We start from the raw sequence: 12,859 nt of genomic DNA, 5'->3' as shown, positions 1-12,859 counted from the left end.
AGTGAGCTTCCAAAGTCACACCCGTTCGGGACCTGGTCCCTCCGCCTGTTAGGCTGGCCCTCATGAGTGACCTGTTGGAACGGCTGCGCGGACGCGGCTGGCGTATGACCGCGCAGCGGCGCGTCGTGGCCGAGGTCCTCGACGGCGACCATGTCCACCTGACGGCCGACGAGGTGCATTCGCTCGCCGTCGCCAGACTCCCCGAGATCTCCCGGGCGACCGTCTACAACACGCTCGGCGAGATGGTCTCCCTCGGTGAGGTCATCGAGGTCGCCACGGACAAGCGCGCCAAGCGCTACGACCCGAACGCGCACCGCCCGCACCACCACCTGGTCTGCGCCCGGTGCGGCGCGATCCGGGACGTCCACCCGAGCGGCAACCCCCTCACCGACCTTCCCGACTCCGAGCGCTTCGGCTTCACGGTCTCGGACGTCGAGGTGACGTACCGGGGCGTCTGCCCGAACTGCGCGTCGGCGTAGCGCACACCGCCCTTTCCGAGGAGGGCCCGCACCGGACGGTGCGGGCCCTCCTCGCGCACCCCTCTTCACCGGGCCCCCCAGCGCGCCCCTTTGGTCCGTATCTCAACAACCCGCCCCCTTCCCCAATCTGACGACCCGTCATATCGTCGGCGGCGCCCACCTCCACCGCACCCCGGGAGGAAAACCGTGGGAGAGCCGCACCCCAAACTCCAGGCCCGCACACTCACCCGGTCCTTCGGCCGAGGCCACCGCACGGTGGCAGCCCTCGGCCCCCTCGACCTGACCATCGCCCCCGGCGAGTTCACCTGCGTAGTCGGTCCCTCCGGCTGCGGGAAGTCCACCCTCCTGCGCATCGCCGCCGGCCTGCTGCGGCCCACCGCGGGCGAGCTGGCCATCCGCACGGACAGCGACCGCCCGGCAGCGATGATCTTCCAGGACTACGGGATCTACGACTGGAAGACGGTCCTGGCCAACGTCCGCTTCGGCCTCGACATCCAGAAGGTCCCCCGCCGCGAGGCCGACGCCCGCGCCACCGACTGGCTCACCCGCATGGGCCTCGCCGACTTCGCCGATGCCTATCCGGCCGCGCTGTCCGGCGGCATGCGCCAGCGCGTCGCGATCGCCCGCGCGCTCGCCGTCGAGCCCGAGATCCTCCTCATGGACGAGCCGTTCGCGGCCCTCGACGCCCAGCTGCGCACGATCCTCCAGGACGAGCTCCTCGACCTCACCCAGACCACCCGCACCACCACCCTCTTCATCACTCACAGCCTGGAAGAGGCGATCGTGCTCGGCGACCGCGTCCTCGTGATGTCGGCACGGCCCGGCCGCATCATCGCCGAACGCCGTCCGCCGTTCGCCCGGCCGCGCACCGGCGACATCCGCTCGACGCCCGAATTCACGGCGCTGAAGGGCGAGTTGTGGGATCTGCTGAGGGGCGAGGTACGCCGCGACGAGGTGGTCCCGGCATGACGACGACCGCCCCGAAGGAAGACACGACGCTCCTGGTCAGACGGCCGGGCCCGCAGGAGCTGCACCCCGCCCGCACCCACCGCAGGCGCCGCGCCCTCGAACTGTCAGCTGCCGTCGCCGTCCCCCTCGTCCTGGTCCTGCTGTGGCAGCTCGCCGCCACCCAGGCGTGGATCGACGACCGTGTCTACCCGGCGCCGTCCACGATCCTCGTCGACGGCTGGCACCGCGCCGCGGACGGCGACCTGTGGCCGGACGTGTGGGCCACCCTCAAGCGCGTACTCGCCGGATACGCGATCGGCACCGTCACCGGATACGCCCTCGGCCTCCTGATGGGCTCGCTCTCCGTGGTGCGCGCCGCCCTCGAACCGATGCTGGACGCGCTCTACGTCGTCCCGAAGCTGGCCCTGCTGCCGATCTTCCTGAACATGTTCGGCCTCGGCGAGGGCCCGCAGATCGCGCTGGTCGCCACGACCGTCTTCTTCTTCGTCTGGATCTCCACGATGGCGGCGGTGCTCGCCGTCCCCTCCGGCCACCGGGACGCCGGGCAGGTCTTCGGCGCCTCGCCGTGGCAGATGTTCCGGCACGTCCTGCTTCCCGCGTCGCTGCCCGCGGTCCTGGTCGGCGCCCGCATCGCCGCGGGCGTCGCGGTCCTCGTGATCGTCGCCTCCGAGCAGATCGCGGCCACGAACGGCCTCGGCCACCTGATCTTCGACGCCCGCGCCCTCTTCCAGAACGACGTGATGTTCGTCGGCATCGTCTGTGTCGCCGTGCTCGGCGTCGTCTTCTCCGAACTGGTGCGCATCGCGGGCCGGCTGCTCACTCCGTGGGCGCCGCGCGACCGCGGCCGCGGCCAGTCCTGACCTCCACCGTCCCTTCCCGTAGGGAGAATCCATGCGCACCAGACTCGTCTGTACGACCCTCCTCGCGACCGGCGTCCTGTTCACCTCGGCCGGCTGCGGCGGCGGCACCTCCGCGTCGGACACGGCCGCGAAGCCCCGCACGGTCAAGGCGGTGGCGGGCTGCGGGAAGAACGCCTGGACCGATCCGTCGGACCTGACCGCCGACCGCGCACCCGCCCGCTGCGACAAGGGCGCCCCGGCCCCGGTGAAGCTCGCCAAGACCCGCAAGCTCACCATCGCGACCGGCACCCTGAGCGCCGAGTACGTGGCCCCGCTCGAACTGGCCGTGCAGAAGGGCGAGTTCAAGAAGGAGGGCCTCGACGTCACCCTGAAGGTCCTGCCGACCCCGGACGCGCTCCCGCTGCTGGCCAAGGGGGACATCGACGCGCAGTGGGCGGCGCCCGAGGCCGCGGTGATGAACGGCATCAGCGGCGGCTTCGACATCAAGTGGGTCGCCGGGAACTTCTCCCCCGACCCGAAGTCCAAGAGCGGTATGTGGGTGCGCCTGAAGAAGGGGCAGAGCCCGGACCACGTCCCGATGGCGGGGCGCAGGCTCGGCACGATGATCGGCAAGGGCTCGGTCATCTCGTACCCCATGGACAAGGCGCTGAAGAAGCACGGCGGCGGGCTCGACAAGATCCAGTTCCAGCAGCTCGGCTCGGCCGACGTGCTGACCGCGCTCCAGAACGGCGGGGTCGACTCGGCCTGGCTGCTCGACCCGGTGTGGCGCAAGGTCGACGGCGACAAGCGGTTCGCGTTCCTGGGCGGCCAGCCGCTCGGCGAACCCCTCGGCGGTCTCCTGTTCGGCCCGAAGCTCCTCAAGGAGGACCCGGACGCCGGGGTCGCGTTCCTGCGCGCGTACATCCGCACGGTGAACACGTACTTCGCGGGCGACTACAAGAAGGACCCGGCGTTCGTCGACGGCCTCGCCGGGCTCCTGAAGACCGACAAGGCCGTACTGGAGTCGACGCCGTCGCTGCGGATGGACTGGGAGATCAGGGCGGGCACGACGGACCGGCTCCAGGCCGCGTACCGCGCGGCGGGCGTCTCCAAGGGGGACCCCCTTGCGGAGGACAGGGTCGTGGACCGGGCGCTGTACGGGGAGGCGGTGGGCCACAAGCCGTGACGCCGGGCTGATCCGGCCGGGACACAGAGCTGAGGCCCGGAACCAATGGTTCCGGGCCTCAGGCCTTCAGTAGCGGGGACAGGATTTGAACCTGCGACCTCTGGGTTATGAGCCCAGCGAGCTACCGAGCTGCTCCACCCCGCGTCGGTAAACACGACTGTACGTGAACGCCCCCGACCAGCGCAAATCCCTTCCGGCGCCTGGCCTGCGGGGGCGAAATGAGGGTCTGACGGGGGTGTGGCGGAGACCGGTCAGGCACCCCGCCACACCCCCCATACGCCTCCGTTACGCGGACAGCTCCGACCGCAGCGCGTCCCGCAGCCGCCCGGCCCGCTCGGACACCTCGGCCGGACCGAGCTCCACGGCCCGGTGCGCCCACCGCTGCCCCTCGACGAGGTCGCCGCGGCGCGCGCACAGCAGCGCGAGCCGCAGCGCCGCGCGCCCGTGCCCGGCGTCGGCGGCGCGCGTCCACCACAGCGCGGCCTCCGGCTCGCTCCCCTCGCGGGCGAGCAGCAGCCCGAGGTTGAACGCGCCGTTGCGCGAGCCCGCCTCCGCGGCCTCGCGGTACCAGCGCGCCGCGCGGACGATGTCGCCCCGCGCCGCGGCCAGCATGCCGACCCGCACCTGTGCGCGCCTGTGCCCCTGCTCGGCGGCCCGCTCGTACCACTCCTCGCACTCGGCGCGCTCACTGACGCACTCGCCGAGCGCGGGCGGCCCGACCGGGGGCTGCCGCGCGTCGAGGACCGTGGCCAGGCGGTACGCGCCCTCGGCGCTGCCCCCGCCGGCGGCGCACCGCAGATGCCGCTCGGCGGCCCGCTCGTCGCCGTCCCGCAGCCGGGCGATCCCGGCCTGGAGCGCGGCCTCGGTGTGCCCGCCCGCCGCGGCCCGCTCGTACCACTGGAGGGCGGCGACCTCGTCGTCCCGGCCGGCGTACAGGATGCCGAGGTTGAAGGCGGCGTCCACGCTGCCCGCCTCGGCGGCCTTGGAGAACCACGGCTCGGCGCCCGCCGCGTCGCCGCCCTGCAGGAGCAGCACGGCCAGCGCGTTCGCCGCCTCGCGGTGGCCCGCGTACGCGGCACGCCGGTACCACTGGTCGGCCTGCGTGGTGCGGCCCTGCTCAGCGCAGAGCAGGCCGAGGTTGTACGCGCCGTTGATGTCGCCCGCGTCCATGGCCGCGCGGTACCAGCGCTCGGCGGTCTGGGTCTCGCCCCGCTGGGCGTGCAGGGCGCCGAGCGCGTTGGCAGCGTTGCCATCGCCCTCCTGGGCGGCGCGCAGCCACCAGACCCCCGCGCTCTCCTCGTCACCGGCGTCGCGCAGCAGGAAACCGAGCGCGCAGGCGGCCCGGGCCTCGCCGTCCTTCGCGGAGTTCAGGTACCAGCGGCCGGCCTCCTTGAGCTCGCCGCGCTTCTCCAGGATTGCGCCGAGGTGCAGGGCGGCCCGGCGGTGTCCGCGCGCGGCGGCCTGCCGGTACCACTGCTCGGCCTCCGCGGCCGCGGGCATCTTCCTGCGGGCGCCGGTCGCGCTCGCGTCGCCGGGGGCGCCGCTCTCGTCGTCGGCGGGCGCGGGCGCACCACGGAGCGCTCCCTCGGGGCGCTCGTGCGCGGCGCGCCGGTCGAGGGTGCGGGCGAGCCGGTAGGCGGCCTCGCGGTGGCCGTGCTCGGCGGCGGCGCGCATCCAGCGCTCGGCGCCGACGTCGCTGCGGTGTTCGAGGAGGTCGGCGAGCGCGTACGCGCCGAGGGCGTGGCCCTGTTCGGCGGACTGCCGCAGCCAGTACTCGGCGGCGGGCTCGTCGCCGCGTTCACGGTGGTGGCGGCCGAGGGCGTGCGCGGCGGGGGCGGATCCGGCGACGGCGGCGACGCGCCACCAGCCGGCGGCCTCGTCCGCGTATCCACGCTGGTGCAGCAGGACACCGAGGTTGTTGGCGGCGGCGCGGTCGCCCGCGGCGGTGGCAGCGCGCAGCTGGGGCTCGGCTCCGTCGAGGTCACCGCGGCGCAGCAGCATGGCTCCGAGGACACTCATCGCCTCGACGTCGCCGGACTCGGCGGCCGGCCGATGACGTGCTTCCTCGGCGGCCGCCCCGGGTTCCTCCCGGTCGGCCGGCTGCACAAACCGCCCTGTCTCCAACAGAGTTGCCTTGTCCCCCATAACGTCCATCGTCGCACCACCTGCAACCTGGGTACACCTGGTATACCGCAGCCAGTGAGGTCACTTCAGCGTTTTGTCGACATGCCCACAGAGAGATAAGTGAAACACAGAAACCTCAACTACCCCCGGGAGAGGCACGCTTCGCACGGACGGACGTTTCCCGCGCACACGACGAAGGCCCGGATCCTGAAAGATCAGGATCCGGGCCTTCGTCTTCAGTAGCGGGGACAGGATTTGAACCTGCGACCTCTGGGTTATGAGCCCAGCGAGCTACCGAGCTGCTCCACCCCGCGCCGTTGTGTTCAAACCGTACCACGGCGCGAGGTGGGTCTTCGCTCAGCTGCTCGAACCCCCACTGTTCTTGCTGGTGTCCTTGTCGGCGCTCTGATCAGCGCTCTTGTCGCTGGACTTGTCGGCGCCCTTGCCGTCGCCGGCCGCCTTGTCGGCCGCGGACTGTGCCTTGTCGGCGCGCTTGAGGGCATCCTCCAGCTTGTCCTGCGCGTCGGCGTAGGCGTGCAGGTCGCCCTTCTTCATGGCGGCCTGGCCCTCCTCGAAGGCCTTCTCCGCGTCCGCAAGGGCTTCCTTGACCGTGGAGTTCTCCGGTGGCTTCGTCGTGTCGCCACCGGGCTTCTCCGGCTCGGCCGGCTGCGCGCCGTCCACACCGAACGCCTGGTTCAGCGCGTCCCCGAGGTTGTCGGCGAATCCGGTTCTGTCGCCGTAGGAGACCGCGACCTTGCGCAGCAGCGGGTACTCCGCGTTGCGGCCCTGTGCGTAGATCGGTTCGACGTAGAGGAAGCCCTTGTCGAGTGGCACCGTCAGCAGATTGCCGTACAGGACCGTCGAGTCGGCGCCCTTCATGTCGCGGACGAAGTTCGCCACGGACGACAGGGAGTTGAGCTTGTTCTGCACCTGTTCCGGGCCGTACACCTTGTCCTCGGTGACCCGCAGCAGTCTTATCGTGCCGTAGTCCTTGCTGGTGGCATCGGCGTCGACCGCCATGAACGCGCGCAGGTTGGGGCGCCCGCTCGGGGTGAACGTCGTCGTCAGCGAGAACTGCTGGTCGTTCTGGCCCGGCATCTTCATGGACAGGTAGTACGGCGGGACCGCGCTGTTGTCCTTCTTCGTCGGGTCGTTCGGGACCTGCCACGCGTCGGACGCGTTGTAGAACTGGTCGGAGTCCGTGACGTGGTACAGGGACAGCAGCTCGCGCTGCACCTTGAACATGTCCTGCGGATACCGCAGATGGTCCTTGAGCTCCTGCGGGATCGCGCTCCTGGGCTCGACCGTGCCGGGGAACGCCTTCTTCCAGGTCTTGAGGACCGGGTCCTTGTCGTCCCACGTGTACAGCTTCACCGTGCCGTCATAGGCGTCGACGGTGGCCTTCACCGAGTTGCGGATGTAGTTGACCTGGTTCTGCTGGGCCACCACCGCGCGCTGGTTGTCGCCCTCGTTGAGGGAGTCGGCCGTCGTGTCACCGAGCGTCGTACGGGACGCGTACGGGTATCCGTTCGACGTCGTGTACGCGTCGACGACCCACTGGATCTTGCCCTTGACGATCGCCGGGTACGCGTCGCCGTCGATGGTCAGCCAGGGGGCGACCGCCTCGACGCGCTCCTTGGGCGTGCGGTTGTAAAGGATCTTCGAGCCGTCGCCGATGGCTCCCGAGTACAGGATCTGCGGCTCGCTGAAGGAGACCGCGTACGCGGCGCGGTTGATCGGGTTGGAGAGGCTGACGCCGCCCTTGCCGCTGTAGCTCGTGGTCTTCTGGGTGCCGTCGTCCTGCTCGTAGTCGAGCTCCTTCTGGGGCCCGCCGACGATCGAGTACTGGCGGGTCTTCTCGCCGTAGTAGATCCGCTGCTGGTACGAGCCCAGGGTCCCGCCCGCGGGCAGCCCCGACTCGGTGAACAGGGGTGCGCCCGGGGAGTCCGGGTCGGTCTGCGTGCCCTTGGCCGCGACCGCTCCGAAGCCGTGCGTGTAGGTGAAGTGGTCGTTGATCCAGTTCCGCTTCTCGACGCCCGCGAGGTTGAGCTCGCGCAGGCCGATGACGGTGTCCTGGCCCTTGTAGCGGTCGACGTCAAGGGTCTTCGGGAACTGGTAGTACTTCCGCTCCTGCTCCAGCTGCTGGAACGTCGGCGAGACCACGTTCGGATCGTTGACCCGGTAGCTGGCCGCCGAGTCGGCATCCGTGCGCTGCTTGTTGGAGTCCTTGACCATGCCCTTGCCGGTGTAGTCCACCGGGGACACCCCGGCAATCCCGTACGCCTTGCGGGTCGCCTCGATGTTCTTCTCGATGTACGGGGCTTCCTTGGACTGCTCGTTCGGCTGGACCTGGAACTTCTGGACGATGGCCGGGTACAGGCCGCCGATCAGGATCGCCGAGAGCACCATCAGGCCGAAGCCGATGACGGGCAGCTGCCAGGTGCGCCGCCACAGCGTCGCGAAGAACAGCACGGCGCAGATCGCGGCGATGCAGAACAGGATGGTCTTGGCCGGCAGATACGCGTTCGCGTCGACGTATCGCAGGCCCGTCCAGTTGTCCGTCGCCTTGAAGTCGCTGGACTTCACCGCGAGCCCGTACCGGTCGAGCCAGTACGCGACCGCCTTGAGGGTCACGAACACGCCGAGCAGCACGGAGAGATGACCGGTGGCCGCGGCGGTGGCGCGCGCGCCCGGGCTGGTGATCCGCAGCCCGCCGTACAGGTAGTGGGTCAGCGCGGCCGCGATCAGGGAGAGGATCGTCGCCGCGAAGCCGAAGCCGAGCAGGAACCGGTACCACGGCAGGTCGAACGCGTAGAAGGCCACGTCGAGGTGGAACTGGGGGTCCTTCTGGTGGAACGGCACGCCGTTCACCCACATCAGCCACGTGCGCCACTGGGTGGCGGCTGAGGCGCCCGCGATGAGGCCGACCAGGGCCGTGATGCCGAGCAACAGCCACTTCTTGTAGGGCGCGATGCTCATGCGGTACCGGTCGAGGCTCTGCTGCTCCATCGACATGGCGCTCAGCGGGGGCCGCAGCCGGTGCGCGAGCCAGACGTTCAGTCCGACGGCGATCGCCATCAGCAGTCCGAAGACGAAGAACAGCCCGATCTTCGTCCACAGGGTGGTCGTGAAAACGGACGAGTAGTTGACCGATCGGTACCAGAGCCAGTCGGTCCAGAACCCTGCGAACATGACGAACGCCATGCCCAGTGCGGCAAGGACGCCGAGCGTCATGAGCAGGGAACGGACGCGCCGGGACGGCCGGCCCACTCTCATCCGTGGCCCCGTCGGGCCTCCGCCGCGGTCCGGCATCTGGAAAGCCAAGGTGCGCACCTCGAAAAGTTCGAAATCGATCGGTCAGGCCCCCGTGATCGCGGACCCATCACCTATGCAACTTACTCACGCTTTACTCAGTTCCCGGTTCCGGGTACTAACGAGGCAGGATTGTGACCATGTCCAACACTCCCATGGCAGCCAGCCCGCTCACCCGGGCCGTACTCGAGATCGACGAGTACGCCTCCGGCCTCGGCTGGGACCAGCCCGCCCGCCTCTTCGCCCTCGTCGACACCGCCCGTCTGCGGGCCCAGGAACCCGGCCTCGCCGCCCAGCTCGGCCTGGACGGCGAACAGGAGGCCGCGGCCTTCACCCCGATCGAGCAGGACGAGGTGCCCGCCGACAAGCCGCTCGACGAGTTCCTCGGCACCATCGCCTGGCCCGACGCGGTCGTCGGCTGCGCCCTGACGGTGGAGCGGCTGATGCTGCCGCCGTCCGCGGAGGCGTCCGTTCCGGAGGGGCTCGGTGAGGCGCAGCTCGCCGACTGGGTGGCGAAGCACCCGGGCCGTCAGGAGGTCCGGATGACGGTCGCAGTACTGCGTGACGGTGCGCGCGAGTCGGCGCTGCGCCTGCGCGAGAAGGACTCCCCCAACGAGGTCCTCACCGGGTCGGACCTGGTCCCGGGCCTGGCCGAGGCCCTCGCGGCGACGTTCGCCGAATAGCACCCGCGCCGCAACGAAAACGGGGGCGCCGCACAGTGTGCGGCGCCCCCTTCATGAACCTCGTGTCAGCCCTTGACCGTGCACTTCGGCAGGTCGGCGGTGTTGCCCGAGCGGATGTCCTTGAGGGCGTTCATCGCGTCGTCGATGGTGTTGACCTTGACGAGGGTGAGTCCGCCCGGAACGTCCCTGGCCGCCTCGGCGCAGTTGTCCTTGGGCGTCAGGAAGTAGCGCGCGCCCTTGCCGCGGGCGCCGACGGTCTTCATCTGGATGCCGCCGATCGGGCCGACCTTGCCGTCGTCGTCGATGGTGCCCGTGCCGGCCACGAACCTGCCGCCGGTGAGGTCCTCGGGCGTCAGCTTGTCGACGATGCCGAGCGCGAACATCAGTCCGGCGCTGGGGCCGCCGACGTCGGCGAGCTTGATGTCGATGGCGAACGGGAACGTGTGATCGGTTCCGGCCTGGATGCCCACGATCGCGCGGCCGTCCTTGGCCTTCTCCGTGGTGACCGTGACGTTCTGCGTGCGGGTGGGCTGCTTGCCCTCCTTCTCGGCGGCGGCCGCCTCCTTGACGGGCACGATCGTGAAGGTGACGTCCTCGCCCGGCTTGTGCTTGGTGACGAGCTTCGCGACGTCGGCCGGCTTCTCGACCTCGGCGCCGTCGACGGCCTTGATCACGTCACCGGCGTGCAGCCGTCCCTCGGAGGGGCTGCCCTTGATGACCGACTGGACGATCACCCAGGACTTCACGGGGATCTTCAGCTCGTCCAGGGCGGCGACCTTGGCGCTCTCCTGGGACTGGCTGAATTCCTCGGCGTTCTCCTGCGAGGACTGCTGCTCGGTCTTGCCGTCGGGGTAGAGCGTGGCGTGCGGCACGACGATGCTGTCGTGCGCGAGCCAGCCGTAGACCGCCGAGACGAGGTTCATGTTGTAGTCGGCGCTCGTGACCCGGACCGTCGTCATGTTCAGGTGACCGGTCGTCGGATACGTCTTCCGGCCGGAGACCTGGAGCACCGGCTCGCCGTCGTGGTCCCCGAGCGTGTTGACCGTCGGTCCCGGGGTCATCTCCGCGTACGGAACTTTGATGAGCACTCCCGCGCAGAGCAGCGCGATCAGCATCAGGGTCGAGGCGAGCATCGTCGCGGTGCGGCGTGGCATGGAACGACAGTACGGGACCGGTCTGTCAGTGCACCGCTGGGGCGTCCGTCCGGGACTCGACGGGGGGCAGCGCGTCCGCCTCGGGATCGAGGGGGTCCGTCTCCGTGCTGGTGTGCGACCGTTCCATGGCCTCGCGGAAGCGGACGTACCCGTTGAGCTCCGACACGTCACCGGTCCTGCGGTTCCGTGCGGCCCAGCTGCCCCACAGACCGGCGCCGACCGCTGCGACAAGCGGAATGAGCAGCCACAAGAGCGCCGCCATGCCGAACCTCCGACCCCGTGAGCCACCACAACTGACTGATCAGCAGATTAACCATCTGCTGTGTCAACGCTCGCCGCAGGGGTGCGGTTACGCAACCGGAACCGCCCGTGTGGCCGAAGGCGATGGTCGTGGCCTGGCTCCGGTGGGTCAGCAGGCGCCGACCCACTCCTCGGTGCCGTCCGAGAACTCCTGGTGCTTCCAGATGGGCACCTCGTGCTTGAGGTCGTCGATCAGTTTGCGGCAGGCCTCGAAGGCCTCTCCGCGGTGCGGGCAGGACACGGCGACGACGACCGCGATGTCGCCGACCGCCAGATCGCCCACTCGGTGGACGGCCGCGAGGGCGCGCACCGGGAACTGGGCGACGACCTTCTCGGCGACGGTCCGCATCTCGATCTCGGCGGAGGGGTGGCACGAGTACCCGAGTGCGTCGACGTCGGCGCCACCGTCGTGATTGCGCACCGTCCCCACGAACAGCGCCGTGCCGCCCGCCGCGTCCTCCCCGACGGCCCGGAACACCTCGTCCACGGACAAGGGCGTGTCTCGGATCGCGATGAGCCGGATGGGGTCGTGTGCCGGCTGCTCTCCGGGGTGGTCGTTCGTGGTGCGTGCCATGAGGCCATCGTGCCGTACGCGGCCACCGGCACGGAATAGCGCTTTCCACCGGCACGCGCGCGTAGGGGGTTGGAGCCTCCTACAGGGCGGGCCGATCCGGGTGCCGACCGGGGCGGGCTGTCAGATCCTGCGCCTGGCCTTGCGGGCCCGGCGCACGACGGCGGCAGCGCCGAGCAGGGCGACGGTGGCTCCGGCCGCTCCGGCCGCGGTCGCGTCCTTGCGTCCGAGGCGGCGGCCCGCGACGGTGTGCCGTCCCGAGACCTCCTCGAGGAGTTCGGCGAGGACCTCCTCGTTGGTCCACTGCGGGCGCCATCCGGCGTCGTGCAGCCGGCTCACGCTGACCACCCAGGGGTACATCGTGTACGCGAGGTCGCCGGCGGGGGACGGCGTGAGCCCGATCCGGTGAAGCCGGGCCGCGGCGCCCAGGGCGACCGCGGAGGGCAGCTCCATGCGCCGGATCCCGCTGAGCTCCTCGACCTCCTCCTGCTCCAGCCAGCCGTCGCAGCCGACGGCGAGTTCCCCTTCGACCTTCTCCAGGACGGCGTACTCGAGGGCGCTGCACAGGTCCTCGACGTGGCAGAACTGCCAGGCGGGCCGGGATCCCGCCACGACGAGGAGCCGCGGCGACTCGAAATACCTGGTCAGGGCGGTGTCGGTGCCGCCGACGAGGGTGGCGGGGCGGACCACGGTCACGTTGAGTCCGGGGTGGGCGCGCGGCGCGCGGCGGGCGAGCCGCTCGACCTCCAGGAGGTCGCCGACGCCGGTGGCCTCCGCGGTCGCGCGCAGTTCGGCGTCCTCGGAGAGGGGCAGCTCGTTGTCCTCGAGCGCTCCGTAGACCATCGCCGAGGTGCACAGGACGACCCGATGGACTCCGGCGGCGGCCGCGGCGGTGAGCACCGTCTGGGTGCCGCGCACGTTGTACGCCGTACGGGCGGCGGGGTCGGTCTCCAGGTCGAGGTCGAGCGCGAGGTGCACGACGACGTCCGCGCCGCGCAGCTTCTCGGCGATCGCCGGGTCGCGCACGTCCAGGATGTGCCAGGTCGCGGACGCGCACTCACCGCGCCGCTCGTCGATGGCCAGAACCTGCTTGATCTCGTCGGATGCGGCGAGTCGCTCGGTAAGGAGCGCGCCGACGCCGGAGGCGGCACCGGTGACCGCGACGACGGGGCCGCGCGCTCCGGAACTGGTCGAAGGGTTTCGCGCTGCGCGAACCTGTGGATCTGGGGAACTCACCGGGCG

Annotated in this window: 11 protein-coding genes and 2 tRNA genes; 5 read left to right on the top strand and 8 right to left on the bottom strand. The window is 70.5% G+C overall.

The window, feature by feature from the left end:
- Nucleotides 1-62 precede the first annotated feature (62 nt).
- The 4 genes from ACY0PA_RS27560 (at nt 63) to ACY0PA_RS27545 (ending at nt 3,473) form a co-directional block, all read left to right on the top strand.
- On the top strand, nt 63-479 hold the full coding sequence (locus ACY0PA_RS27560) for a Fur family transcriptional regulator (protein ID WP_473080281.1): 417 nt from the start codon (nt 63-65) through the stop codon (nt 477-479).
- A gap of 186 nt (nt 480-665) precedes the next feature.
- Nucleotides 666-1,448, top strand: a complete 783-nt coding sequence (locus tag ACY0PA_RS27555; RefSeq protein WP_329570501.1) for an ABC transporter ATP-binding protein — start codon at nt 666-668, stop codon at nt 1,446-1,448.
- Nucleotides 1,445-2,308 (top strand): ABC transporter permease, encoded by an 864-nt coding sequence (locus ACY0PA_RS27550; protein ID WP_473080280.1) that lies wholly within the window; start codon nt 1,445-1,447, stop codon nt 2,306-2,308. The genes ACY0PA_RS27555 and ACY0PA_RS27550 overlap by 4 nt, the downstream gene beginning before the upstream one ends.
- Nucleotides 2,309-2,339: 31 nt before the next feature.
- Nucleotides 2,340-3,473, top strand: a complete 1,134-nt coding sequence (locus tag ACY0PA_RS27545) for an ABC transporter substrate-binding protein (protein ID WP_473080279.1) — start codon at nt 2,340-2,342, stop codon at nt 3,471-3,473.
- Between the two features lie 70 nt (nt 3,474-3,543).
- Here the strand turns inward: ACY0PA_RS27545 and ACY0PA_RS27540 are convergent.
- The 4 genes from ACY0PA_RS27540 to ACY0PA_RS27525 form a co-directional block, all read right to left on the bottom strand.
- Nucleotides 3,544-3,617 (bottom strand) — tRNA-Met (locus ACY0PA_RS27540).
- Between the two features lie 141 nt (nt 3,618-3,758).
- The gene (locus ACY0PA_RS27535) at nt 3,759-5,627 is read right to left on the bottom strand and encodes a tetratricopeptide repeat protein (protein ID WP_473080278.1); all 1,869 of its coding nucleotides are present in this window, start codon (nt 5,625-5,627) and stop codon (nt 3,759-3,761) included.
- Between the two features lie 210 nt (nt 5,628-5,837).
- Nucleotides 5,838-5,911, bottom strand: a tRNA-Met gene (locus ACY0PA_RS27530).
- Nucleotides 5,912-5,954: 43 nt separating this feature from the next.
- Nucleotides 5,955-8,909: a UPF0182 family membrane protein gene (locus tag ACY0PA_RS27525; protein ID WP_473086450.1), complete on the bottom strand. Its 2,955-nt coding sequence runs from the start codon at nt 8,907-8,909 to the stop codon at nt 5,955-5,957.
- A 140-nt stretch (nt 8,910-9,049) separates the two neighbouring features.
- Between ACY0PA_RS27525 and ACY0PA_RS27520 the strand changes: the two genes are divergently transcribed.
- Complete coding sequence (locus tag ACY0PA_RS27520; protein ID WP_473080277.1) at nt 9,050-9,592, top strand: PPA1309 family protein; 543 nt, start codon at nt 9,050-9,052, stop codon at nt 9,590-9,592.
- Nucleotides 9,593-9,657: 65 nt separating this feature from the next.
- Here the strand turns inward: ACY0PA_RS27520 and ACY0PA_RS27515 are convergent, their stop codons facing one another.
- From ACY0PA_RS27515 to ACY0PA_RS27500, 4 genes are all read right to left on the bottom strand, one after another.
- A complete protein-coding gene (locus ACY0PA_RS27515) occupies nt 9,658-10,746 on the bottom strand; it encodes a YlbL family protein (RefSeq protein WP_473080276.1) in 1,089 nt (362 codons plus the stop codon).
- Between the two features lie 25 nt (nt 10,747-10,771).
- The gene (locus ACY0PA_RS27510) at nt 10,772-11,008 is read right to left on the bottom strand and encodes a hypothetical protein (protein ID WP_473080275.1); all 237 of its coding nucleotides are present in this window, start codon (nt 11,006-11,008) and stop codon (nt 10,772-10,774) included.
- A 147-nt stretch (nt 11,009-11,155) separates the two neighbouring features.
- Nucleotides 11,156-11,620, bottom strand: a complete 465-nt coding sequence (locus ACY0PA_RS27505) for a molybdenum cofactor biosynthesis protein MoaE (RefSeq protein ID WP_473080274.1) — start codon at nt 11,618-11,620, stop codon at nt 11,156-11,158.
- A gap of 120 nt (nt 11,621-11,740) precedes the next feature.
- Complete coding sequence (locus ACY0PA_RS27500) at nt 11,741-12,853, bottom strand: SDR family oxidoreductase (protein WP_100596681.1); 1,113 nt, start codon at nt 12,851-12,853, stop codon at nt 11,741-11,743.
- Nucleotides 12,854-12,859: the final 6 nt, after the last annotated feature.

Source organism: Streptomyces sp. DS1-CR2 (genome assembly GCF_055760475.1).
This window is presented reverse-complemented; position numbering and strand designations above follow the sequence as displayed.

What these genes read in the sequence shown, in the direction of transcription:
- ACY0PA_RS27515 (WP_473080276.1), bottom strand. Translation starts at nt 10,746, where the DNA reads ATGCCACGCCGCACCGCGACGATGCTCGCCTCGACCCTGATGCTGATC.
- ACY0PA_RS27535 (WP_473080278.1), bottom strand. Translation starts at nt 5,627, where the DNA reads ATGGACGTTATGGGGGACAAGGCAACTCTGTTGGAGACAGGGCGGTTT.
- ACY0PA_RS27525 (WP_473086450.1), bottom strand. Translation starts at nt 8,909, where the DNA reads ATGCCGGACCGCGGCGGAGGCCCGACGGGGCCACGGATGAGAGTGGGC.
- ACY0PA_RS27510 (WP_473080275.1), bottom strand. Translation starts at nt 11,008, where the DNA reads ATGGCGGCGCTCTTGTGGCTGCTCATTCCGCTTGTCGCAGCGGTCGGC.
- ACY0PA_RS27550 (WP_473080280.1), top strand. Translation starts at nt 1,445, where the DNA reads ATGACGACGACCGCCCCGAAGGAAGACACGACGCTCCTGGTCAGACGG.
- ACY0PA_RS27520 (WP_473080277.1), top strand. Translation starts at nt 9,050, where the DNA reads ATGTCCAACACTCCCATGGCAGCCAGCCCGCTCACCCGGGCCGTACTC.
- ACY0PA_RS27505 (WP_473080274.1), bottom strand. Translation starts at nt 11,620, where the DNA reads ATGGCACGCACCACGAACGACCACCCCGGAGAGCAGCCGGCACACGAC.
- ACY0PA_RS27545 (WP_473080279.1), top strand. Translation starts at nt 2,340, where the DNA reads ATGCGCACCAGACTCGTCTGTACGACCCTCCTCGCGACCGGCGTCCTG.
- ACY0PA_RS27560 (WP_473080281.1), top strand. Translation starts at nt 63, where the DNA reads ATGAGTGACCTGTTGGAACGGCTGCGCGGACGCGGCTGGCGTATGACC.